This window comes from Agrobacterium larrymoorei, from assembly GCF_013322225.1.
Classification (GTDB): Bacteria; Pseudomonadota; Alphaproteobacteria; order Rhizobiales; family Rhizobiaceae; genus Agrobacterium; species Agrobacterium larrymoorei_A.
The window spans coordinates 217081-241320 of record NZ_JAAMFB010000022.1; the positions used below are offsets into that span (position 1 = coordinate 217081).

At 57.4% G+C, this 24240-nt stretch carries 20 protein-coding genes and 2 pseudogenes; 12 read left to right on the forward strand and 10 right to left on the reverse strand.

The annotated features are described in order from the left end of the window. The first annotated feature begins 8 nt into the window (after window positions 1–8). The 7 genes from G6L28_RS14375 (at window position 9) to G6L28_RS14405 (ending at window position 6854) form a co-directional block, all read left to right on the forward strand. Window positions 9–977 carry a nitrate ABC transporter substrate-binding protein gene (locus G6L28_RS14375; RefSeq protein WP_174064505.1) on the forward strand — a complete coding sequence of 323 codons (969 nt, stop codon included), beginning with the start codon at window positions 9–11 and terminating at the stop codon, window positions 975–977. Between the two features lie 56 nt (window positions 978–1033). After that, window positions 1034–1927, forward strand: coding sequence for an ABC transporter substrate-binding protein (locus G6L28_RS14380; RefSeq protein ID WP_425292679.1), 894 nt, complete (start codon window positions 1034–1036; stop codon window positions 1925–1927). Continuing rightward, the gene (locus G6L28_RS14385) at window positions 1924–2850 is read left to right on the forward strand and encodes an amino acid ABC transporter permease (protein ID WP_174064507.1); all 927 of its coding nucleotides are present in this window, start codon (window positions 1924–1926) and stop codon (window positions 2848–2850) included. Before G6L28_RS14380 ends, G6L28_RS14385 begins: the two co-directional genes overlap by 4 nt. Beyond that, window positions 2847–3626 carry an amino acid ABC transporter ATP-binding protein gene (locus G6L28_RS14390; protein WP_272955848.1) on the forward strand — a complete coding sequence of 260 codons (780 nt, stop codon included), beginning with the start codon at window positions 2847–2849 and terminating at the stop codon, window positions 3624–3626. Before G6L28_RS14385 ends, G6L28_RS14390 begins: the two co-directional genes overlap by 4 nt. Window positions 3627–3697: 71 nt before the next feature. After that, window positions 3698–4882, forward strand: coding sequence for a M20 aminoacylase family protein (locus tag G6L28_RS14395; RefSeq protein ID WP_174064508.1), 1185 nt, complete (start codon window positions 3698–3700; stop codon window positions 4880–4882). Between the two features lie 234 nt (window positions 4883–5116). Further along, a complete protein-coding gene (locus G6L28_RS14400; RefSeq protein ID WP_202033635.1) occupies window positions 5117–5761 on the forward strand; it encodes a TetR/AcrR family transcriptional regulator in 645 nt (214 codons plus the stop codon). 373 nt (window positions 5762–6134) lie between these two features. Then, on the forward strand, window positions 6135–6854 hold the full coding sequence (locus G6L28_RS14405; protein WP_174064509.1) for an SDR family oxidoreductase: 720 nt from the start codon (window positions 6135–6137) through the stop codon (window positions 6852–6854). 330 nt (window positions 6855–7184) lie between these two features. Here G6L28_RS14405 and G6L28_RS14410 read toward each other — a convergent pair whose 3' ends face one another. The 7 genes from G6L28_RS14410 to G6L28_RS14440 all read right to left on the reverse strand — a co-directional run bounded on the left by G6L28_RS14410 (window position 7185) and on the right by G6L28_RS14440 (window position 14414). After that, window positions 7185–8108 (reverse strand): TIM barrel protein, encoded by a 924-nt coding sequence (locus tag G6L28_RS14410; protein WP_174064510.1) that lies wholly within the window; start codon window positions 8106–8108, stop codon window positions 7185–7187. Between the two features lie 15 nt (window positions 8109–8123). Beyond that, window positions 8124–8882 (reverse strand): glycerophosphodiester phosphodiesterase family protein, encoded by a 759-nt coding sequence (locus G6L28_RS14415; RefSeq protein ID WP_174064511.1) that lies wholly within the window; start codon window positions 8880–8882, stop codon window positions 8124–8126. Between the two features lie 15 nt (window positions 8883–8897). Continuing rightward, entirely contained in the window at window positions 8898–9779 is an 882-nt protein-coding gene (locus tag G6L28_RS14420) for an ABC transporter permease (protein WP_174064512.1), read from the reverse strand. A gap of 11 nt (window positions 9780–9790) precedes the next feature. Continuing rightward, window positions 9791–10717, reverse strand: a complete 927-nt coding sequence (locus G6L28_RS14425) for an ABC transporter permease (protein WP_174064513.1) — start codon at window positions 10715–10717, stop codon at window positions 9791–9793. A 10-nt stretch (window positions 10718–10727) separates the two neighbouring features. Next, entirely contained in the window at window positions 10728–11714 is a 987-nt protein-coding gene (locus G6L28_RS14430; RefSeq protein ID WP_174064514.1) for an oligopeptide/dipeptide ABC transporter ATP-binding protein, read from the reverse strand. Continuing rightward, window positions 11711–12706 carry an ABC transporter ATP-binding protein gene (locus G6L28_RS14435; protein WP_174064515.1) on the reverse strand — a complete coding sequence of 332 codons (996 nt, stop codon included), beginning with the start codon at window positions 12704–12706 and terminating at the stop codon, window positions 11711–11713. The genes G6L28_RS14430 and G6L28_RS14435 overlap by 4 nt, the downstream gene beginning before the upstream one ends. A gap of 73 nt (window positions 12707–12779) precedes the next feature. After that, window positions 12780–14414, reverse strand: a complete 1635-nt coding sequence (locus G6L28_RS14440; protein ID WP_174064516.1) for an ABC transporter substrate-binding protein — start codon at window positions 14412–14414, stop codon at window positions 12780–12782. A 718-nt stretch (window positions 14415–15132) separates the two neighbouring features. On the opposite strand from G6L28_RS14440, the gene G6L28_RS14445 reads away from it, so the two are divergent. The 5 genes from G6L28_RS14445 to G6L28_RS14465 are packed head-to-tail and all read left to right on the forward strand — an operon-like array spanning window position 15133 to window position 21357. Then, window positions 15133–16404 carry an NRAMP family divalent metal transporter gene (locus tag G6L28_RS14445; RefSeq protein WP_202033636.1) on the forward strand — a complete coding sequence of 424 codons (1272 nt, stop codon included), beginning with the start codon at window positions 15133–15135 and terminating at the stop codon, window positions 16402–16404. A 13-nt stretch (window positions 16405–16417) separates the two neighbouring features. After that, complete coding sequence (locus G6L28_RS14450) at window positions 16418–17191, forward strand: LamB/YcsF family protein (protein WP_174064517.1); 774 nt, start codon at window positions 16418–16420, stop codon at window positions 17189–17191. A gap of 5 nt (window positions 17192–17196) precedes the next feature. After that, the gene (locus G6L28_RS14455; protein WP_174064518.1) at window positions 17197–18003 is read left to right on the forward strand and encodes a putative hydro-lyase; all 807 of its coding nucleotides are present in this window, start codon (window positions 17197–17199) and stop codon (window positions 18001–18003) included. A 7-nt stretch (window positions 18004–18010) separates the two neighbouring features. Continuing rightward, the gene (locus G6L28_RS14460; protein WP_174064519.1) at window positions 18011–19630 is read left to right on the forward strand and encodes a 5-oxoprolinase/urea amidolyase family protein; all 1620 of its coding nucleotides are present in this window, start codon (window positions 18011–18013) and stop codon (window positions 19628–19630) included. Further along, the gene (locus tag G6L28_RS14465) at window positions 19627–21357 is read left to right on the forward strand and encodes an acetyl/propionyl/methylcrotonyl-CoA carboxylase subunit alpha (RefSeq protein WP_174064520.1); all 1731 of its coding nucleotides are present in this window, start codon (window positions 19627–19629) and stop codon (window positions 21355–21357) included. The genes G6L28_RS14460 and G6L28_RS14465 overlap by 4 nt, the downstream gene beginning before the upstream one ends. A 221-nt stretch (window positions 21358–21578) precedes the next feature. On the opposite strand, the gene G6L28_RS14470 is transcribed toward G6L28_RS14465, so the two are convergent. The 3 genes and pseudogenes from G6L28_RS14470 to G6L28_RS14480 all read right to left on the reverse strand — a co-directional run. After that, window positions 21579–22109 carry a sarcosine oxidase subunit gamma family protein gene (locus G6L28_RS14470; RefSeq protein WP_174064521.1) on the reverse strand — a complete coding sequence of 177 codons (531 nt, stop codon included), beginning with the start codon at window positions 22107–22109 and terminating at the stop codon, window positions 21579–21581. A 16-nt stretch (window positions 22110–22125) separates the two neighbouring features. After that, window positions 22126–23811: pseudogene (locus G6L28_RS14475) on the reverse strand (glycine cleavage T C-terminal barrel domain-containing protein); the annotation flags it as partial. Continuing rightward, a pseudogene (locus G6L28_RS14480) lies at window positions 23745–24203 on the reverse strand (FAD-dependent oxidoreductase); the annotation flags it as partial. The pseudogenes G6L28_RS14475 and G6L28_RS14480, both read right to left, overlap by 67 nt. Between the last annotated feature and the right edge of the window lie 37 nt (window positions 24204–24240).

Consider the following 24240-nt stretch of genomic DNA (forward strand, 5'->3'; position numbering starts at 1 on the left):
TAGCTTAAATGACACTGCGCCTTCGCATTGCACTTCGTGACTGGGACTACATCACACCTCTCGTCCTTGGTGATGTCGCGTCCGACAAGCTCGATCTTCAGGTAGATCGTATCGGCACGCTTGTTTCGCATCTCGGCAACGACCCGAAGTACGATTCTGCCGAAATCTCGTTCAGCCGCTATACGCAGCTCCGCCATGATGGCGATGACAGCGTTGTCGGCATTCCCAACTTCATCATGCGCGGTTTTCGCCATCGGTGCATCATGACCACCCGCGACAGCGACATCCACACGCTTGCTCAGCTCGCCGGAAAGCGCATCGGCGTGACTGGATGGCGCGACAGCGGCAACACGTGGACACGCGCCGCCGTGCGCCGAGAAGGTGTCGAGGTCGAAGATGCAATGTGGTATGCTGGACGTCTGACAGCGGCCCATCCGATTACCGACCGCCTCGATGGCTTTGGCCAACCCGGTTTGATCGAAGCCTGCCCCGGCGAGCGTCCGATGGTCGACCTGCTGCGCGAAGGCGCACTGGATGCGATCTTCACTCCGTTCATGCCAGATGGCTACTTCGAAAAGGAGTCGCCCTTCCGTCAGGTTCTCGCCGATTTCCGTGGTGAAGAAAGGCGGTATTTCGACGATGTAGGATACGTACCGGGCATGCATCTGATCGGAATCAAGGCCGAGATCGTTGCAGAGAACCCATGGGTCATTGCGGAAGTCAGCAGGCTGATCGACGAATCTCAACGCATGTGGACCGCCAAGCGCCGGAAATATGCCGAAACCACGCCGTGGATGTTCGAAGAAGTTTTGAAAACCGCACGCGATCTGCCGGATGGCTGGGATGCCAGCGGCTTTGCTGTGAACCGCAAGATGATCGACGATTTCGCAAGCGAACTGCATGCGCAAGGCATCCTGAAGCGTCACATGACGCCAGAAGAGCTTTTTGAATACGACACAGACGGCAGCCGGATCTGATCCAGCACCGCCGTAACTCCAGCACTTCAAGAAACGTAGTTCTGTAAAAAAGGGGAATGAACATGTTGAACAAGAAACTTATCGCTCTCGCGCTCGCTGGCATATCATTGGCAGGCGTCGCCAGTGCTCAGAACGCCGCACCGAAGCTGGCAATCAACAAGGAACTGCACGACCGTCTTCCCGAGGACATCAAGTCCGCTGGCAAGATGGTCTCCGTCAACAACGGCTCGTTCCCGCCCTACGAAATCGTGACGGGTACCGAAATGAGTGGTGCCAGCGCCGATCTCACCGATGCACTTGCTCAGGTTCTCGGCGTGAAGATCGAACATGCTACCGTCGGCGGCTTGCCCGCACTTCTGTCGGGTGTAAATTCCGGTCGATATCAATTTGCTTTCGGTCCTATTGGCGATTTCAAGAGCCGCGAAGAAGCGAGCGATTTTGTCAACTGGGTTCAGGAATTCGTCGTATTTGCAGTACAGAAAGGCAATCCGAAGGGCATTGTTTCTCTCGAAACAGCGTGCGGTCAACGCATTGCCGTTATGGCTGGCGGCAGCGCAGAGCGCGTGATCCAGGCACAGGTCGAAAAGTGCAAGGCCGATGGCAAAGCTGCCGTCGAGGTCCAGTCCTACACAGACCAGCCCGCCTCGATCCTCGCGGTTCGTTCCAAGCGTGCAGACGCGTTTTTCTCTTCACAGGCACCGCTCACCTATTTCGTGACGCAGGCCAACGGCCAGTTGGAACTGACCGGGATCGGCCAGAAGAATGGTTTTGACAGCCTGTTTCAGGGCGCCGTCGTACCGAAGGGATCGCCGCTCGGTCCAGTCCTTCATGATGCAGTCAAGGTGTTGATGGACAACGGCACATACGCAGCGATCATGACCAAGTGGGGGCTTGAAAATAATATGCTCGAGCAACCTGGCATTAATCTTGGCGGGAAGCTTTCGAAATGAGTTCGAAAACACAAAAGAATGCAGCGCCTACGGGCGCTGCGGTTTTCCGCGATGTTGCGACTGCCCAAAAACCGTTTCCGATTGGCACATTCCTCCTGCGGATCGCGGTTGCGCTTCTCGCAATTTATTTCGCCTGGATCGTTGCCAATAACGAGAATTTCGGCTGGCCGGTCGTCGCCGCGTATTTTTTTGATCCAACGGTGATCGCTGGTCTATATGTCAGCCTCGGCCTTACGCTGGTCGCGATGGTGTTCGGTGTCGTTCTCGGTCTTTTGATTGCCATTGCCCGCATGTCAAACGACCGGTTGGCCAGCGGTTTTGCCTCCTTGTTCATATGGTTTTTCCGAGGCACGCCGCTGCTGGTTCAGCTGATTTTCTGGTACAACATGTCGACGCTGTTTCCCAACTTGTCGATTACAATTCCTTTCGGTCCCACACTGGCGAGTTGGGACACGAATTCGGTTATTACGCCAGTGACGGCTGCAATTGTCGGCCTCACACTCAATGAAGCGGCATATATGGCCGAAATCATCCGAGCCGGTCTTTTATCGGTCGATCGCGGACAGGCCGAAACCGCCGAGGCATTCGGTATGACCAAAGCGCGAGCTCTTTGGCGGATCATCATTCCGCAAGCGATGCGCTCGATCGTGCCGCCCACGGGCAATCAGTTGATCAGCATGATCAAGGCGACCTCCATTGTCAGCGTCATCGCCATGGCGGATCTGCTCTATTCAGTGCAGTCGATCTACAACCGTACCTTCGAAATCATCCCCATGCTGATGGTGGCCGTGATCTGGTATCTGTTGATCACCTCTGTGCTGAACGTGGGCCAAAGCTATATCGAAGCGTATTATGGGCGAAGCGACCGTCGTACTGGAGCAGCTGCCAAACCGGCCGTGGTGACAGAGGAGGCAAGCCATTGACTCTCATAGAGAATGCGAAGCCTCTGGTTCGGGCCGTAAACGTGCACAAGTCCTTTGACCAGCTCGACGTTCTGAAGGGTATCGACCTCGAGGTGAAGCCCGGTGAAGTGGTGGTCATTCTTGGCCCGTCCGGTTCAGGCAAGTCCACATTCCTACGCTGCATCAACCATCTGGAGCCCATCCAGAAAGGCTTTGTCGAGGTGGACGATGAGCAGATTGGTTATCGGGTCAGGAAAGACCGTCTCGAAAAACTTTCCGACAACGGCATTGCCAAACAGCGCCGAAAAATCGGCATGGTGTTCCAGCAGTTCAACCTCTACCCGCACATGACGGTCCTGCAGAATATCATCGAAGCCCCGGTTGGCGTTCATGGTGAGAAGCGGCAGGATGCCATCGCAAATGCCCGGCAACTTCTCAAGCGCGTGGGTCTGTCGGAAAAGGCGGATGCTTATCCCCGCCAGCTTTCCGGCGGCCAACAGCAGCGTGTGGCGATCGCCCGCGCTCTGGCGATCAAGCCGAAGCTGATGCTGTTCGATGAGCCGACCTCCGCGCTCGATCCGGAACTCGTCGGCGAAGTGCTGGCGACAATGCGGGATCTGGCAAAGCAGGGTCTGACCATGATCGTCGTGACCCACGAGATTGGTTTTGCCCGTGAGGCTGCCGACCGCGTTGTGTTCATGGATGGCGGAGTCATTGTCGAACAGGGCAAGCCGGAGGACGTGATCGGCAATCCCCAGCATCCGCGTACACAGGCCTTCCTGTCGCGCTTTCTTTAAGTCCTCCCCAACTAGCCCCGGTCGAAAGGCCGGGGTCTTTTTGTTCAAACTCTGAAAAGTCTGGATATCTCATGCCTAGCCAAGACAATCTCTACGCCCGCACTGCCGATTTCGACGCCATGGAGGCCGAGCTGAAGGCGACCCGTCAGCATCTTCACGCTCATCCGGAACTTTCGTTCGAAGAAGCCGAAACTGCCCGTTACGTCGCCGAAAAGCTCGAGAGCTGGGGTTACGTCGTAACACGCAATGTTGGCGGTCACGGCGTGGTGGCGACGCTGAAGAACGGCACCGGCACCAAAAGCATCGGCATTCGCGCCGACATGGATGCGTTGCCGATTGAAGAAGAGACAGGCGCGGTTTATGCGAGCACCTTCCCCGGCAAAATGCATGCTTGTGGCCACGACGGCCACACGACCATGCTTCTGGGCGCAGCCGAGTATTTAGCGCGCACCCGCCGGTTTGATGGCACCGTGACCCTGATTTTTCAGCCCGCTGAAGAGGCCGGTCAGAACAGCGGCGCGCAGCGGATGATTGCCGACGGCCTGTTCGAGCGTTTTCCCATCGACGCCATATTCGGGCTGCACAACCATCCGGGCATGCCTGCCGGTGCAATTCTGACCCGCCCTGGCGCCATCATGGCGGGCGGCAATACGGTGCGCATTACCATTACCGGCAAGGGCGGCCACGCCTCTCGTCCGCATTTGACAGTCGATCCCGTTCTCGTTGCCTGCAACCTTGTCGTGACGCTGCAATCCATCGTTTCACGAAATGTCGACCCAACCCAGACGGCAGTCGTGACGGTTAGCACTATTCATGCAGGCGAAGCCTCGAACGTCATTCCCAATACGGCAAAAATCTCGATGAGCGTGCGCTTCTTCGATCCCGCCATCGCAGAGCTGCTGGAGGAACGCATCCGCAAGCTGACAGCCACCGTCGCAGAGGGCCATGGAGCCACGGCTGAAATCCAGTATGAATACGGCTATCCGGTCGTGGTCAACTCGGAGGCGGAAACGGCATTTGCCCGCGAGGTGGCAGAGGAGCTGGTTGGCGTCGGCAGCGTCTCCACCTGCCCACCGTTGCCCGGCAGCGAAGACTTTGCCTATTTCCTCCACCACCGCCCCGGCAGCTTCCTGCGCCTTGGCAACGGTAAAGACTCACCGATCCTGCACTCATCGAAATACGACTTCAACGACGACAGCTTGGTCGTCGGCTCCGCATTGTGGGCGCGTCTTGCCGAGCGCTATCTGTCAGCGTAAAAACGGTGTCTATCTCAAAATCGGAGCCGCTGGGGCGTCGGGGAGCTAACAATTTCAAATCGGCGGCAGTTGGAAGGACAACATCGTCCAATCTCAGCCGCTGACTTGAGAAGAACCCATAGCCGGGAAGCGAAGCATCTTTGCTTGAAAAGACTGAACCTATTGCGCTCCAGTCTTATTGGGGCACAGCAGCGCAGCCAAACTTCCTAGGCCATGTAAACTGATTAGTTTACGTTGCAGGTCTCTTCATGTATATTTTGTGCCTTGGCAGTTTGGGAGCATGTAGTGCAACAGGACAAAGGCACAGCAGGCAAGCGGCTTGAAATAGTGGAGCAGGCCTTTGAACGATTTTACGATGGCGGTTTCCATGCGACCGGCGTCGATACGGTCATGGCGGAAACAGGCATTTCAAAGCGAACCCTTTATAAATACTTTCCCTCAAAAGAAGCGCTGATTGCCGCCGTTCTCGAGCATTACGGAGAAAAGATAGGCGAAGTCCTGTTCAAGCCCGTCACGGAGCGCACGTCAGATCCAATAAAGCAGATATCAGAGTGTTTTGACGCTCGCCAAGACATGCTTGAAAGCTACCCAATTCGAGGGTGTCTTGGGTTAAAAGCCGCTCAAGAGTATATCGGCAAGAATGATGAAATTTCCGATCAGGGTAGGATTTTTGCGATCTTCGTAGAGAACTGGTTCATCGACAACTGCCGCAGGGCTGACGTTCAGTTGCCTGAAATTCTTGGTCGGCAGATCAGCATGCTTTTCCAAGGCGCAGTCCTCTTGTCACAAATCTATGGTAACACATCGCCGTTCGCTCCAGCAAAGCTGGCAGTCGAAAGACTGGTGGAAGCCGCGATGAATACGTCCCTGCCAGCATAAGTCGCTTAAGCCGCTCAAGAACAAGCGCGGTAGATTGATCGTGCGATCTGTGTGTGTAACTTCTGAAAACTTGCGTCGAGTTCGTTCCGCTTTACGATTACTTGTCCTTACCTTTGTGCGAAACGCGAAGGATATTTGAGCCTCGTCGTCAATTCAGTTGCAGCCGTGCCAATGCCAAGCGCTTATTTGCTCGCTCAAATTACGAGCGAGATCGCCGACCAGTCAAAGATCAAAGCGCAGGAGTTCACAACAGAGAGCTTTTCCATCTTGATGATGTAAACAGATCTGTTTACCTGTTTGATGTGCCTGACATTGCTAGCTCGCTGTCGGCCTAGCAGGTTCTGACACCCCCAATAATTCAAGGGAAAAAATCATGTCATTGGAAAACAAAGTCATCCTCATCACAGGCGCCTCGCGCGGCATAGGTGCTGCAACAGTAAAAGCAGCGCTCGCGGCTGGAGCGGCCAAGGTCTATGCAAGCGCGAGAAATCTTGCCTCACTGCCGGATTTTGGCGATGCGCGCGTTGTACCGCTTCAGCTTGATGTCACGGATGAAACGTCTGTTTCTAATGCTGCCGTTGCGGCAAAGGACGTCGATGTCTTGATCAACAATGCTGGTACGATGACGGCCAGCAATTTCCTGAACACGCCCGTAGATGCCGTCGAGGCAGATATGAACACCAATTATTACGGGACCTTGCGCGTAATCAGAGCCTTTTTCCCGCAGTTTAAAGCGAAAGGGAACGGCGTCGTCGTCAATGTGGCGAGCATCGTCGGTCTGGCACCTATTCCACCGGCCGGTTCGTATTCCGCGTCTAAGGCAGCCCTACACTCTCTTACGCAGAGCCTTCGTACAAGCCTGAGCCAAAGCGGGATCAAGGTCCTCGGCGTCTATCCCGGTCCGATAGACACCGATCTTGCGAAAGATCTCCAAATGCAAAAGGCAAGCCCGGAGGAAGCGGCTGCCAATATCATCAACGGAATCGTTGAAGAACAGTCATACATTTTCCCGGACCCTGTGTCCTCGCAACTTGGCGGGCTCTGGGCTTCTAATCCAAAGGCCGCTGAAGCAGCTATCCTCAGCGGCGGCTAAACTTATAGGACAGTTCAGAAAATCAAAGCCTGCAATCATGCGGGCTTTGAGCTATGTAATTGTTGTCCGAAAAGATCACGGTCGAGCTTGAGCATCAGTTCTTGAGTGACGATTGTGCGGAAGGGGAGGTCGGCCGATTATGGATCAATCACCCGTTTCGATAGCGCACGATTGCCCGATCGCGCGAAGCACACTGCCCTAACCAATTTTTGCTTCGGCTATCACACGCTCAGCATCTCAGCTGAGTGGCCGATGATATGGACCACGCTCAGTTACTGACAAGGTCAGCGGGAGGTGGCACCCGCTGACCTTTTGCGGCGTATTGTGGTTTTATCCGACGTTCAACATTTCAATTCGATCACTGCGATCATTCAAACCAATGAGTTCTTTTGCTTTTGTCAGGCTCTGCGGCTGCTCAGCGCGATAACGACGACCGATTTCCATCATCAGCACGGTATCGGGCAGGAAGGTGAGTTCGGAAAAAATCAGCTCCCAATCGATGTCGCCCCAGCCAAGCGGCATGTGCAGATCGCCGATGCCAAGGGCTGTGTTTTCCTGAAGGTGGTGTGGTTTGTAGAAGGCCTGCGGGCGTCCAAAGCTATCATGCACGTGCAGGTGCCCGGCTACAGGGGCCATGGCGCGCAGTTCCTCAAAGAAATCCAGCCCGCGATAAGTGGATTCGATATAGGCGTGACTGAAATCAATGAGCGCGACGAGATTGGGATGGCCGACCGACTTTACTGTCTGTGCAAGCTCGGTCGGTGTCTGCCGATATTGGCCGGGTTCGGTTGTGAAGATGTTTTCGAATGCGATACGCACGCCGTACGGTTTACAGAATTCAGCCAGTTCATGAAGCGCGTCGCGCTCTCGGCTCTCGGCATCGGCGCGTTCGACCAACTGGTCGGCGCGCAGGCATCCGCCGTGTTGAACCAGAATTCGCGCACCGATCCGGTCGCAGATGACGGCAAGCGCCTTGGCAGCATCGAGCTGGTAACGACAGGTTTCCGGGTCCATGAAGTTCGATGAAACGAGACCGTGCACGGTGTAGCGGAAATCGAACTGCTTGGTAAGGGCAACGAGCCGCTCAACCCGCTCCTCGATGATCCGCCCACCGGCGATGAGGTCGAGACTGGTGAGGCCCAGCTCGACGGTATCGACGCCGATATCGGCAAGAGCGCGCAAGTCTTCTTCCAGGCTCGCAAGCTCCCCGTCTGTGGAGCCCGCATTAAAGCCGGTACCTATGATATTTCCCATGTTCGTTTTCCTTCTTCAGGCCGGTTGCGTTTGGGATTGGATTTCTTGGTGAAGTCGCACGGCGAGATCCGGGCTATCGGATGTCAGATGGCCTATTCCCCGTTCAAGCCAGAGCCTGATCAAGGGCTCGTCGTTCAGCGTCCAGACGCAGAGACGATGAAGTGGCAGCTTTTCCGTAATAAGCGCCCATTCTGCCGCCATCAGCTCGTGTTGAATGGCGATGATATCGACCAGCCCTTCGACCCTGTTCAGGAAACACTCGATGCCACCCTTCTTGGCCGCCCATTCGGCGTTGACCGAAACCAGCCGCGCGATCTGCGGGGCGACCTGGCGGCACTCTTCCAGAACTGAAACGTCGAAGGATGTCAGGTGGCAGCGGTCTGCGAGCCCGAAGCGCTCGATCTCCGCGACCACTTTTTCCGTGATGCCGGGATAGGGCGTTTTTGCTTCGTCGGATTTGATTTCGACATGGATCTGCTTGCCGTGGGCCTGCGCCAGAATATCCAGCACGTCTGCAAGCGTCGGGACGATATCCGCCGATCCTTCCAGACGTGCCGTGGCACGGTCTTGCGGTGTCAGCGCGCGGACAGATCCCGTCTTATCCGTGGTGCGGTCGAGCGTAGCGTCGTGGATGACCACCAGCTCGCCAGCATCGGTCAGGTGGACGTCGAATTCGATGGCATCGACGTCCAGAGCCAGCACGTTGCGGAAACCGGTGAGAGAATTTTCAGGCCAGATATTGCGGGCGCCGCGATGGCCGACGATCTTTGTCATGGTTGATATCCTTCATTATCGCAGGGTCGGGTCGAGCTTGTCGCGCAGCCAGTCTCCAACCAGCGAGATGGAGAGTGTCGTCATCATGATCACGAAGGCCGGGGCCAGCATGATCCAGGGTGCGCGCGTGAGATATTCACGGCCGAAACCCACCATATTGCCAAGGCTGGTTTCCGGCGGCTGGACGCCAAGGCCCAGAAACGACAGCCCGCTTTCCATCAGGATGATTTCCGGGAAGGTCAGCGTCATGGAAACGATGAGGGTCGCGGCGACATTGGGCAGAATGTGACGCAGGTAAACGCGTGCCGGCGTGGCACCCAGCTGGACGACAGCCGAGGCATAGCCCTGAGCGCTGGCTGAAATTGCCAGACCGCGCGCGATACGGGCATAGCGCTCCCACCCGTAAAACCCCATGAGGCCGATCAGAAGCGGCATGGACGAGCCAAAGAAGGCCAAAACGGCCAGCGACATGACAAGAAACGGAAGCGCTGCCTGAAAGTCGGCCAGCATGAGAACGAACTGCTCGACCACACCCCGGAACTTGGCGGCGGCAAACCCTAGCGCGGTGCCGAAAACAGCCGAAATGATCGTCGCGCCAAATGCGATGGTGAAGGACACCCTGATCGATTGGATGAGGCGTGACAGCACGTCGCGGCCGAGCTCATCTGTGCCAAGGAAATGTGCAGGGTTCCCCGGCAGTGACAGGCGGGCTCGCAAATCCATGGCGGTGATACCATAGGGACGAAGTGTGTCTGCAAAAAAGGCGATCAAGATCATCGCCGCAAGCCAGACCATGCCGAAGGCGACGGAGAACGGGACCTTTCGCACCTGCCGGATAAAGCGGACGGAGAGTGAGGTGTCGCGTACCGATGGACGAGTGGTGTCTGCGATGGTCATCACGAATATCCTCAGTGAGCGGCCTGGCTGCGCAGCCGCGGATCGAGCCAGCCGTAGAGCAGGTCCACAATCAGGTTCGAGACGACCATGGCGGCGGCGATGAGCAGCAGAATGCATTGCACGACGGCAAGGTCCCGGTTGGTCACCGACACCACCAGCAGGCGGCCGATGCCGGGCCAGGAAAAGATCGATTCCACCACGACAGCACCGGCGATCAGCGTGCCGACCATGAAGCCGACGATGGTGACGATGGGCACGGCGGCATTGGGCAAAGCATGTCGCCAGACCACATCCTGCCATCTCATGCCCTTGGCGGATGCCACGCGAATATAGGGCTGGCCCATGACCTCGATCATGGCACTGCGCGAAAAGCGGGCCAGAATGCCGATGCCGCCGATGCTCATAGTGAGCGTCGGGAGAATACCGTGCTGCCATGTGTCGTGGCCGCCCGATGGGAGAAGTCCAAGTGTGATCGAGAAGATCAGCACCAAGAGCAGCCCCATGACGAAGGATGGAATGGTGAAGCCGAAGATCGCCGCCAGAATGACGCCGCGATCAACCGCGCTCTGGCGATGAAGGGCGGCATAGACGCCTGCGGGAATGCCGATCAAAACCTTCAGAAAAAGCGCGGGGATCGTCAGTTGCAGGGTGGCGGGAATGCGCTCGATGACGAGCTGCATGGCAGACGCCTTGTCGCGCATGGAAACGCCGAAATCGCCTGTCAGGATCGACTTCATATAGGCAAAATACTGGATCCATAGCGGTTGATCCAAACCCCATGCCTTGCGGAAAGCGTCGACCGCCTCTCGCGGCACATCGGGGCCGAGCATGATCTGCGCCGGATCTCCCGACATGCGCAAGACGACGAAGGCAAAGGTCATCACCGCTATGATGGTGATGAAGGCGCGAAAGAAACGGACGGAAACGTAACGCAGCATCGGAAATTCCTTAGGCCGCAACCGGTTGATCTGCACCGGCCAGCAGATGGCAGGCAGCGCTACGGCCCGCCGAGATCGGCGTCAGTGGCGGGACGCTCGTGCGGCACAGATCGACGGCAACCGGGCAGCGGGGGTGGAAGGCACAGCCGGATGGACGGTTTGCGGGATTTGGCGGCTCCCCTTGCAGGATCGTGCGCCCGTGAAGAGGTTTGCCCGGGACCGGCACACTGGAGACCAGCGCCTTGGTGTAGGGATGCAATGGCGTTGCGAAAATGACATCGGACGATCCCTCTTCGACGATACGCCCCAGATACATGACTGCCACGCGGTCTGCGATATTGCGTATGACCTTCAGGTCATGGCTGATGAAGACCATGGCGATACCGTTCTTCTCCTGCAGGTCGCGCAGCATGTTGACCACCTGCGCCTGGATCGACACATCGAGCGCCGACACCGGTTCGTCGCAGACCAGAAGCTTGGGGCGAGATGCGAGAGCCCGGGCAATGACGACACGCTGACGCTGCCCGCCGGAAAGCTCGTGCGGGTACGATCCGGCCTGATCCGGCCGCAGGCCGACCGCAGCCATCAGTTCGGCAATACGGGTCTGCCGATGCTCTTTCGGGATCAGATTATGGATGGCGAGCGGCTCGCCGATCTGCTCGGCAATGGTCAGGCGCCGGTCGAGAGCCGCCAGCGGGTCCTGATAGACAAGCTGCATCTTTGCCCGCAGCGCACGCCACGCGGATGTGCCAAGCTTCGGCATCGGCTGTCCCTCGAACAGCGTTTGGCCCCATTGTGGCGGATCGATACCCAAAAGCATGCGGCCGAGCGTCGACTTGCCAGAACCGGATTCGCCGACGATGCCCAGCGTCTCCTCCGGCATGACGTTCAGGTCGATCCCGTCGACAGCCCGAACGGCTGCCGCCTTGCCGAACAAGCCCTGGCGAACCTCATAGGTCCTGACGAGATCTTTCGCCTGAAGGAGCGGAGCTGTCACGACACGACCTCCAGAATACGGGTTTCCGATGGAGACCGGACGCCAACCGGGTGATGGCAGGAGAGAAGACGGCGATCGTCCAGTGCGGTGAGCTCAGGTTGACGAATGCGACAATCCAGCGCCACATGCGAACAGCGCGGTGAAAACGCACAGCCATGCGGCAGATCGCGCGGGTGCGGCACCGTCCCAGGAATAGGGATGAGCCTTGAGCGTGGACCATCAAGCCTCGGAATGGCGTCGAACAGGCCGCGCGTGTAGGGATGCCGGGGATTTTCGAACAATGTCGCGATCGGCCCCTGCTCCACGATGCGACCGGCATACATGACGCAGGCGCGCTCGCAGACCTGGCTGACGGCACCCAGATCATGGCTGATGAAGATGGTCGCCATGCCGGTCTCATGCCGCAGCGCGATCAGAAGATCGAGGATCTGCGCCTGGATGGTCGCGTCCAACGCAGTTGTCGGCTCGTCGGCAACCAGAAGGTCCGGCTCTCCCGCCAATGCCATGGCAATCATCAGACGCTGGCATTGGCCGCCGGAAAACTCGTGCGGGAAGAGATCGAAGCGATTGCGGGCGTCGGGAATGCCGACCATATCGAGAAGGCGCAACGCTTCCGTCTTGGCAGCCTCACCCATCAGGCCGCGATGAATGGCGAGCGTTTCGGTGATTTGCCTGCCAATCCGCAAAACGGGGTTGAGCGAGCTGGACGGGTCCTGAAAGATCATGGCGATGCGTTTGCCACGGACACCTTCCAGAACGGGACGCGGCGCGCCCAGAATCTCCTTTCCATCGATTTTAACCGATCCGGAAACCGTGGCCTTGCCCGGAAGCAACCCCAGCGCCGCAAGCCATGTGACGGACTTGCCGCAACCGGATTCTCCGACGAGGCCGATCGCCTCGCCTTGGGCGACATCGAGATCGATACCGTGCAGCACCTGTACGCCATCGAAAGCGACTTTTAGGCCGCGCAGTTCCACAAGATTGGAAGCCATAGGAGATCATCTCCAGTTTTATAAAAGAAGCAGCCGGTCGCAGTCAGGCGACCGGCATGGAAGATCGACAGGATCAGGAATTCCAGTTTGACGTGCGGAAATCCATGGCGAAGGCGGGGGCGGCCTTCCATTTCAGTGAGGACTTCATGCCCGTGAAGACGGCATTCTGGTGCAGGACCTGATAGGCCGGGTCTTCGCGCTCGCAAATTTCCAGCATGCGTGCGATGGCCTTCTTGCGCAGTGCGTGGTCGGTGGATGTTTCCATGACGACGGAGAGCGTATTGACCTCCTCGTTGGTCCAGTCCTTTTTCTGCTGGGCTTCGCCATTGGGACCGAACTGCACCACAAGGGGCGTGATCGGGTCGTTGATCGAATTGCCGGCCGACCAGTCGCGAACGCCTTTCAGACCTTCAGGATCGTGGATCTGTGCCCAGTTTTCCTTCATCTGTATCTCGACGTTGAGACCGACCTGCTTCCACATCTCGACCATGATCTGCGCGGTGGCCGTCTGGTTGGTGTAGTAATTGTTGAGCAGGCGATAAGGGATCGGATCGCCTTTGTACCCGGCTTCTTTCAGCAGTTTCTGGGCAAGTTCCGGGTTGAACTCCGGTGTCGTCCAGCCATCGACGAACATGTCGGTGGTCTTGAAGGATTCAAATTGCAGACCGGCCGGAACGACCGTCTGGCCAGCCCAGAGAGCGTCCACGATGGCCTGCCGGTCGATCGAATGCGTCATGGCGCGGCGCACGAGCGGGCTTTTAAGAATAGGGTTTTGCGTGTTGAAGGTGGAGATGCGGTGGTTCCAGATGGTCGAATTTTGGACTTCCAGACCTGGCGCGGCCTGTATGGCTGCAATCTGGTCCGGCGGCAGGTCGCAGGCAAAATCATATTCACCCGAAAGCAAACCGTTGACGCGCGAGGCAACTTCCGGGACTTCGACAAAGCGGATCTGCTGAAGCGGCGGACGGCCACCCCAATATTCATCGAAGGCGGCCAGCGTCAAAGACACGTCGGGCCTGTATTCGGCAACCATATATGGACCGGTCGTGACAGGCTTGCGCGCCCAGTCGACATAGGTCTTGGCTTCATCCCAGGAGCGGCGGCTCGTGACCTGGCTGCCGAACGAGTAAAGACGGCCCTCAAGCGTGACGTCGGGCGTGGCATTGTGGAAGCGAACGGTATATTTATTGACGGCTTCGACGCCAGCCAGTGCAGGCCAGAGACGACGACCAACACCGGGAACAATCGCTGGTAACTCCTTGGCGGTGACAGGCTTGTTATCGTCCTCGAAAACCGTCTTTCCCCCCTTCGGCTCGGTGTTGCCGAAAACGCGTTCCCTGGAGAAAGAAAAGGCAACGTCTTCGGCGGTCATCTCGTCGCCATTGTGAAACTTCACACCTTGGCGGAGCTTCAATTCCAGCGTCTTGTCGTCGATGCGTTTCCACTCGGTCGCGAGACCCGGAACCGGCCCTTGGTCACCCATCCAGTTGCGGTTGATCAGTCCTTCCCACAGATTGGGGAAGAAAACGCGTTCGCCGACATTCGACTGTTCGTTCCAGATATCCAGCGTATTGTTGTTGGTAATCTTCTGAACGGCAATCGTCACGGACGGACGGGCGCTTTGGCTGAATGACATGCGCGGCAGCACGATGCTGCCCGCAGCAGCGGACATGAGCCCCAGCGCGTGGCGCCGATTGATGGAAAGCATGGATCACTCCTGTATAGCGAGAGGTCGATACGAGCGCATGGATACACGCGTGGCACCGGTGGGTACCTCGTCAGGTTTCGTTCAAGATGGTTGTCGATTTCCTAGCGAGTGGCTGGTCGGTCGAAACGGCTTTACCGGCCTCTCGAGTTTGCCTAGGTCTAGGTCACAAATGTTACGCTGCTGTGACGCTTTGGGAAGAGGGCCTATGCTTCAGAAAAGCATTTCGCGCGTCGTGGCCCTGATACTTAGATGGATCGGCATAGGCTTAAATCAATGAACGCATGGTTTGGAGGCATTGTTTAGGCCAACGACTTTCTGGCTGCAGCGCTTGGCTTGGATATGGTGCAACATTTGGAGAGACGGCCAAAAATATTACGCCAGCCAATAGTTTTCCGATCAAGGTCTGCTTGATGATGACGCTTGACGAGGAGCTTAGGGATCAACATGTCTGTATCTGTTCAGGATTTTGCTGAGATGCTGAAAGGCGAATACCAGTATCTCGTACCACCGATCTGTGTAGACAGCCTTCTCAGCCGCGATTTCTACCGAACCGTTTTTTGCGTGGACCATCCCGCTTTGTTGAACAAATTGGCTAGGCGTGACGCGCATAGCGACGATTTATAATTTTTGTTGAACAATATTGACAATTTTGTAGATGAGGCCAAGATCACTTCAAGCATCCGCGAGGGGCGGATGAAGTTGAGAGCGGAGAAATCTCATGGAACAGGATATTTCCAGACCTGCCGATCAGACTGCGGTCGTGCAGAATACCACCGGGGGCAAATCCCGCCGAGCGGCACTCGTCGCTGCCATTTTTCTTATGGCCACGTCTGCCATCGGCCCTGGCTTCATTACCCAGACCGCGACCTTTACCACAAAGCTCGGTTCGGCCTTCGCATTTGCCATACTTGCATCAATTCTTATCGATTTCGTCGTTCAGTTAAACATATGGCGGATCGTGACATTGACGCGCATGCGTGCCTCCGATCTGGCAAATGCGGCAATACCCGGTTCCGGCTATTTGCTCGCCATTCTCGTTATCGTTGGCGGTCTATTTTTCAACATCGGCAATATCGGCGGATCCGGACTTGGCATAAACGCCATGATTGGTCTTGATCCGAAAGTTGGCGGCGCGCTCAGTGCGCTGCTCGCCATCGGTATCTTCCTGTCAAAACGTGCTGGCATGGCGGTTGACCGCTTTATCGTTTTCGCCGGTATTTTGATGATCGTCCTGACGGTCTACGTGGCTTTCGTCTCTGGTCCGCCTGTTGGCGATGCCCTGTTTCAGACATTCCTGCCTTCCACGATCGATTTTGCAACGATTACGACAATTGTTGGCGGTACGGTCGGTGGCTATATCACCTATTCCGGCGCGCACCGCCTTCTGGATAAGGGCATGGTCGGTGTCGAAAACATTGGTTCCATCAACCGTGCGGCGCTGACCGGCATCGCAGTCACCGGCGTGATGCGTTACGTGCTGTTCCTCGCCATTCTCGGCGTCGTCGCAGGCGGTGTCATGATCGATGTGTCCGGTAAAGGCGCTAACCCGGCTGCTCAGGCCTTTCAGGCTGCTGCTGGTAACCTTGGCTTGCGCATCTTCGGTATCGTATTATGGGCTGCCGCCATCACGTCGGTTATCGGTGCTGCTTATACGTCTGTGTCCTTCATTGCCATCTTCAAGAAGGACATTACGGAACGCGCCCGAAATATCGCAACCGTGATCTTTATCGCCGTATCACTCTTCTTTTATATCATCATAACCACCCCACCGGCACAGATGCTGGTCTTCGTTGGCGGCCTCAATGGTCTTATTCTTCCAATCGGCCTTTCGATCTTCATCTATGCGGCATGGGCGCGTTCCGATTTGATGGCAGGGTATCGCTATCCACGCTGGCTACTCGTGCTGGGCGTGATTGTATGCGCCTTGACCTGGTATATGGGCTATAAGTCGATTGGCCCTATCTTCGCCCTGCTGTCGCCAGCAGTTTAAGGAGTGCAAAGACATGGCTTCCATCGATCTTAACAGCGATTTGGGCGAGAGCTACGGTGCATGGAGCATGGGGGACGACGAAGCGATGCTCTCCATCGTCTCCAGCGCCAACATAGCCTGCGGTTTCCATGCGGGTGATCCGGCAGGGATTTTTCGCACGGTCAAGGCGGCTGCCGAAAAAGGTGTGGTCGTTGGAGCCCATGTCTCCTATCCGGACCGCGTCGGCTTCGGCCGCCGCGATCTCGACATGACATCGGAAGAGCTGATCGCAGACATCATCTACCAGATCGGCGCGCTGAAAGGCATTGCCGCCGCCGCCGGTACGACAGTGCGCTACGTGAAGCCACATGGTGCGCTTTACAATCGCATCGCCAATGATGCGAAACAGGGGCAGGCGGTTATCGATGGCATCAAGGCCATCGATGCCTCGCTGTTTTTGATGGGCCTTGCCAATGCGCCCATTCTCGATCTTGCCCGCAAATCAGGTCTGGCGGTTGTGGCGGAAGCCTTTGCCGACCGCGCCTATACGCCGCAAGGCCAGCTCGTTTCCCGCCGTGAGGCCGGTGCCGTGCTGCACGATGCCGAAAAAATCGCCGATCGCATGGTTCAGCTTGCCCGTGAAGGCACGTTGGAAGCAATCGATGGCAGCATCGTCAAGATCGAAGCGCAGTCGATCTGCGTTCATGGCGATAGTCCCGGTGCGGTCGCCATAGCGCAGCAAATCCGCCAGCGTTTCGAGGCGGAAGGCATTGAAATCTGCTCCTTTGTATCCGGCGTCCAAGGATAATTGCGATGATACCCACATCCTTCCTGAACCATACGGATGCGACCTCGGCCCGCAATGCCCGCAGCGATTATCGCAGCGGTCTCGTTGCGCCGACATCCGGCATTGCTCCCGGCTTTACGCAGGCCAATATGATTGTACTACCGCGTGACTGGGCCTTCGATTTCCTGCTGTATGCCCAGCGCAACCCCAAGCCTTGCCCTGTGCTGGATGTGTCCGACCCTGGCGTGCCGACGACGCTTCTCGCCCCCGGTGCCGATCTTCGCACCGATCTGCCACTATATCGCATCTGGCGCGATGGAAAGCTGGCGGAGGAAACCTCCGACGCCACAGCCGCATGGGCAGAGCGCGACGATATGGTGGCGTTCCTGATCGGTTGCAGTTTCACATTTGAAACGCCGATGGTGGAAGCGGGCATCGAAATCCGTCACATGACGGATAAATCCAATGTCCCCATGTATCTAACCAACCGGCCATGCCGGCCCGCGGGCCGTCTACAGGGCAACATGGTCGTGTCCATGCGCCCTATTCCTGCCTCGCGCGTCGCGGATGCGGCCACCATTTCCGGTCGTTTTCCCGCCGTCCACGGTTCGCCCGTCCATGTCGGCTCACCAGCAGAAATCGGCATTGCCGATCTTTCAAAGCCTGATTTTGGCGATGCCGTGAGGATCGAACCCGGCGAAGTGCCGGTGTTCTGGGCTTGCGGCGTAACACCACAGGCCGCGGTCATGGCGTCTGGCGTGCCCTTCGCCATCACGCATTCTCCCGGACACATGTTCATCACCGATATTCCAGATTCGGCCTATCATGCTTGAGAACACGATGCGATTTTTACCCGTCAGTCTGACGACCATTCTGGTGGAACTTGCTGATCTGGATCAGACGCTGGCGCTGTTTGCATCGCTTGAGGCTGATCCGGTTGCAGGTGTTGAAGAAACGGTGCCCGCCGCACGCACGCTGATGATCCGTTTTCGCCCTGAAAAAATCACGGCGGAAGCTTTGGCAGCGCAGATCGCAACCCGCGATCTTTCCGCCAAGATCGCCCCATCCGATAATCTCGTGGAGATTCCCGTTCGCTATGACGGTGAAGACCTGGCCGACGTGGCGCAACTGACCGGCCTCAGTATCGCAGAGGTCATTCGCCGCCATACGGAAAGTGAGTTTACGGTCGCTTTCTGTGGCTTTGCTCCCGGCTTTGGATATCTCGTGGGTGGCGATCCGGCGCTGCATGTGCCACGCAGGCAAAGCCCACGCACCCGCATTCCGATGGGCTCGGTTGCGCTGGCGGGTGCGTTTAGTGGCGTTTACCCACAAAACAGCCCCGGCGGCTGGCAAATCCTTGGCACTACGCCTTTAAAAATGTGGGATATCGAACGTGATCCCGGTGCGCTTTTCCAGCCAGGTTATCGTGTCCGCTTTTTCGATATGGAGAAGGCTGGCGGCAGCATCGATATTCCGGCAGCAAAACCTGCGGCGGCTAGAGCAAATGCCGATCGGGACACAGCTCGTTTCGAAGTGCTGGCTGCACCGATGCCTGCGGTTTTTCAGGATCTCGGACGATTTGGCCAGACAGGGCAGGGCGTGTCTGCCTCCGGTGCGTTGGACCGTTCCGCTTTCAATGCGGCGAACCGTATCGTCGGCAATCCCGCCAACACCTCATGTCTTGAACTGACACTCGGGGGCTTTTCATTCAAAAGCTCAAGCCGCGCCGTCATTGGCGTTGCGGGTGCCTCATGCACGATTACCGTCAAATCCGACGCCCACAGTTTTGAAGCGGCTCCTTACGCTCCTATCTCACTGGAGCCGGGCGATATCGTCAGCTTCTCAAATCCTGCAAAAGGGATGCGATCCTATATCGCTGTTCGCGGCGGTTTCGATGTCGCGCCGGTTCTCGGCAGCACGGCCACGGATACGTTGGCAGTCGTTGGCCCGGACACAGTAACCGCTGGTACCATTCTCAACCTTAGACAGGAGAAGACGGGCCTTTCCAGTGTCAGCATCGATGAAGTCCCGGCTTTTCATCTGCCTCAGCCGGGGGATGTCGTCACACTGGATATCGTGTTCGGTCCCCGCACGGACTGGTTTACACAACAGGGGATAGCGACGCTGACAAGCCAGCTCTGGCAGGTCACGCCACAGTCCAGCCGTGTGGGCATCCGCCTTTCCGGTGAAACGCCGGTGGAGCGCAAGGATAGCGCCGAACTGGCAAGCGAGGGCACAGCAACCGGCGCAATCCAGATACCCCACAGCGGACAGCCGGTTCTGTTTCTGGCCGATCACCCACTGACGGGTGGATACCCGGTCATCGGCGCGGTCGCCGAATATCATCTCGACCTTGCGGGTCAGATACCTGTCAATGCCAAAATCAAGTTTCGCCCACTTGGGCGCTTCGCCGAAATTACGGCCGCGAAGAACATAGAAATTTCGGGAGAACGCCCATGAAAAAAGTCCTGATTGCCAATCGCGGTGAGATTGCGGTGCGCATTATTCGCGCCTGTCGCGATTACGGTATCGGATCGGTCGCCGTTTATGCGGACCCGGATCAGAACGCGCTATTCGTCCATCTCGCCGACGAAGCATACGGGCTGGATGGCGTGCGGCCTGCGGAAACCTATCTGGACATCGAGAAGCTTATCGCCATTGCGAAACGCTCCGGTGCAGACGCTGTCCATCCCGGCTACGGCTTTCTGTCTGAACGCGCCGAATTTGCGCAGGCGGTGATCGATGCAGGTCTGATCTGGATCGGCCCCAACCCGGACGTTATCAGGGTTTTGGGTGACAAGGTCGAAGCACGCCGTATCGCCACCAGCGTTGGCGCACCTTTGGTCGCAGGCAGCGATGGTCCGGTTTCGACGGCAGCGGAAGTCATCGCCTTTGCCGAGAAGCATGGCCTGCCCGTTGCCATCAAGGCGGCCCATGGCGGTGGTGGACGCGGCATCAAGGTCGCTTGGAAAATGGAGGAGATCGCCGATCTCTATGAGTCCGCCGTACGTGAGGCCACCGCTGCGTTCGGTCGCGGCGAATGTTTTCTGGAACGGTTTCTCGACCGCCCGCGCCACATTGAAGCGCAGGTCATCGCCGATAAGCACGGTAGTGTACTGGTTCTCGGCACGCGTGATTGTTCGCTACAGCGCCGTAACCAGAAGCTGATCGAAGAAGCACCGGCGCCATTTCTGGCACCAGAACAGCGACAGAAAATCCACGTTGCAGCAAAGGCCATCTGCGCAGCCGCGGGCTATTCCGGTGCGGGCACGGTAGAGTTTCTGCTGGGGGTCGACGGCACCATTTCATTTCTGGAGGTCAACACCCGTCTTCAGGTGGAGCACCCCGTCACGGAAGAAACCACCGGCATCGACCTCGTCATCGAGCAGTTCCGCATTGCGGAGGGTGAGCCGCTGCGTGTCCTCGAAACACCGGAGCCGCGCAGCCATTCCATGGAATTCCGCATCAATGCGGAAGATCCCGGTCGAGGCTTCTTGCCGACCCCCGGCGCAATCACTCGTTTCGACCCGCCCTCCGGTCCCGGCATCCGTCTGGATAGCGGTGTCGCAACTGGCTCGACGATCCCGGGTGTATTCGACTCTCTGATGGCAAAGCTGATCGTGACGGGTGCTGATCGCGAACAGGTGCTGCGCCGCGCTCGCCGAGCGCTGAAAGAATTCCACATCGAAGGCGTTGCCACGGTTTTACCGTTCCACCGCGCCGCCATCGATACCGATGACTTCATCGGGGCGGATGGTTTCAGGGTTCATACACGCTGGATCGAAACGGATTTCGCGGATATGCCGGATGCCATGGAGCGGCCCGCACCGGCAGAGGATGCTTCCCTCACCCGCACATGGCTGGAAATCGATGGAAAGCGTGTTGCGGTCGGTCTGCCGCATCTGTTACTGGCGGGTCTTGGCGGAGCCGGTGGTGCAGCTTCCACCTCTCCGAAAGCCGCGGCAGAGCCGCATACGGACGGCATCACGGCACCCATTTCCGGCACACTTCAATCCTTCAAGATAGCCGATGGTGATACGGTATCGGAAGGTGATCTCGTCGCCGTTATGGAAGCCATGAAAATGGAGACGCAAATCACGGCACCGAAATCCGGCACGGTTCGCTTGCGCGTCAAGGAAGGCGATTATCTTCAGGCGGGCGATGTGGTGATCGTTTTCGAAGGATAGGAGCGCCTGTAAAACAGGACGATTTAGGCTTGCATTGCATCTCGCGGTCCTCAGTCGGATTGCGAGGTGTGCTGCCTGAGGCTAGCTCCATTTTCACCAAAGTGAGCCATTTCGTGGTGCGTCACCGCCAGACTCGCCTTGTGTGGAGCGCGCACAGACTGAATAGGGGAAGCACCGGCGGCTTTACCTTCAATGATGATGGTCGTCGCCGGATTTTCATCTTAGCTGAATTCGATGCTCATCCGGTCGAGATCATCCCAGAGGCTTTCGGCAAAGCCTCTGAGTACGGTAATTTCGAAAGCGTTTTCATCCACACGGGTTACATGCGCGGCGATATGGCCGATCAAAGTCGTTGTGGCATTGCCGACCGGAAACGCAGCGTGAGAGAGATCCACCGCCGTGCCTTTCGCGAGAACGCGGGCTGCCATCACGCCTTCGAGACGAATACGCACCCGACCGTGGCTCTGGTCCACCACATCGGCATGAGGCTTGAGTTTCGCTTCGAATGCCCTGAGCTCGCTCTGAGCCAAGCGTTCGTTGCCGACGGCAAACCATTGTCCAGGCGATACGGATCGAAGATCAAGCCCGGCGGCGGATGTTTCTCCCGACAGCGCTGAGGGATCAATCTGCGAGGCGTGGGCGAGAAGCTGGAGCAACGTGCCTTCCGGAAGCGCCTCCATGCTAACGCCGTTGCGCTGCAACGATCGCTTGTCGGCAAGTGCGCGGCGAAGTTCGATGTGGAATTTTGACATCGTTTGTCTCCCAGTGTCACGCATGGAGCTTTTCATTGGCCGGATCGAAAAAGACGGGACTGCACAGTTTGCCGGGGGTAAATTCGTCGCGCAGACCATTCCAGATCGACACCTCTTCGCCGTGGCGTTCCGCGCCGCGTCGAACAAGCGCGAGGCCGATAGTCGAGCCGACATGCGGCGAATAGCAGCTTGATGTCACGTAACCCTGATCGTTCTCGAGTGTTGCCGATGCATCCTTGGCCAGAATATGCGAGCCGCTGCGAAAGCTGGTGGATGGATATAGGGGCATGACGCCAACGAGCTGGTGGCGGCTCGGATCGTTCAGGCCTTCGCGGGCGAGCATGCGCTTGCCGATGAAATCCGCTTTGGCAGAAGACGCCATCTTTCCGAAGCCTAGGTCACCGGGTACGACCGTGCCATTGATCTCATTATGGGTGACATGTCCCTTCTCGATACGCAGCACGGACAGCGCCTCTACGCCATAGGGCTGGATGCCGTATTCGGCACCTGCCTCCATGATCGCATCGGCGACCGCCTCACCATAACCGGCGGGTACGGCCAGTTCATAGGCCAGTTCGCGGGAGAAGGAGATGCGAAACAGCCGACCATGGATTTGACCGTCGAAAAAGGAGACCTCGCGCGCGCCGAGAAAGGGGAACGACTCGTTCGACAGATCCATATCGACAATCTTTTCGAGAATGGCGCGGGCCTTTGGGCCTGCGATGGCCATCTGCGCCCACTGGTCTGTGACGGAGGCGAGGTTCACGTCGAGTTTTGGCCAGAGCGCCTGCGCGCAGAATTCCAAGTGATTCATCACGCCAGCTGCGTAAGCCGTGGTGGTTGTCATGAAATAACGGTTTTCTTCCATGCGGCTCGTGGTGCCGTCATCATAAATCATACCGTCTTCGCGCAGCATCAGCCCGTAACGGGCCTTACCAACGGGTAGCTTCAGGAATGCGTTGCTATAGACGCGGTTGAGAAATTCGGCGGAATCTCTGCCGGTGATTTCGATTTTGCCCAGCATCGAAACATCGCAGATGCCCGCATTGAGCCGAACGTTCTTGACTTCGCGATCAACGCTTTCTCGCCAGCTATTTTCATCTGCACGTGGAAACCACGACGAGCGGTACCAGAGGCCGGTTTCAACAAACACGGCGCCATTCTTTTTCGCCCACTCATGCAGGGGGGATTTTCGCACCGGTTGGAAATGGCTGCCATGTGCGGTGCCGGTCAGGGCACCAAAGGAAACGGGCGTGTAGAATGGGCGGAATGTCGTCGTTCCGACCTCTGCAGGTGAAATGCCCCGTGCTTCTGCCAAAAGGCCAATGGCGTTGGTGTTTGAAAGCTTGCCCTGATCGGTCGCCATGCCATTGGTGGTGTAGCGTTTGGCAAGTTCCACATGGCCGTAGCCTTCCTTCACCGCAAGGCCAAGATCCTTACTGTGAACGTCATTCTGGTAATCCACGAAAGCTTTGCCGCGCACACCGGGAATATTCCAGAGTGGTTTGTCGGCGGCTGCAGCAAACTCGTCCTCAACCTTACCAAAGGCAGGCAGGGTCGAGGCGAAGCCGAGCGACTGCGCAATAACGAAACCCTTCGATGCGCCATCCGCAAGGCAGGTTTCGATCCCGTCTATATCATCGCCTTTCCGGCCTCGGCAACATGTTCCACCGTCGCCATGTTGCCGCGCTGGGCGTAGGAATTGTAACCATCGATATCGCCACCAAAAACCAGTCCGCCCTTATCTGACTGAGACACATAGAAATGTCCGGCACCGAAGGTCACGACATTATCGATGAAGGGTTTGAGACCTTCCGAAACGAACGCCTGCAACACGTGGCTTTCAATAGGCAGCTTCATTCCCGCCATTTCCGCGACGCGTGATGAATTGCCTGCAGCAGCAAGCGCCAGCTTTCCGCAACCAATGAAGCCAAGGGAGGTTTCAACCCCGACGACGCGGCCGTTCTCCCGGCGAATACCAGTGACCTCGCAGTTCTGAATGATATCGACACCACGGCTGTCTGCCCCGCGTGCATAACCCCAGGCAACGCCATCATGACGCACGGTACCGCCGCGGCGCTGCATCAATCCGCCCGACCTCTACCTTAACGGACGTGAGCATGGCTATCGC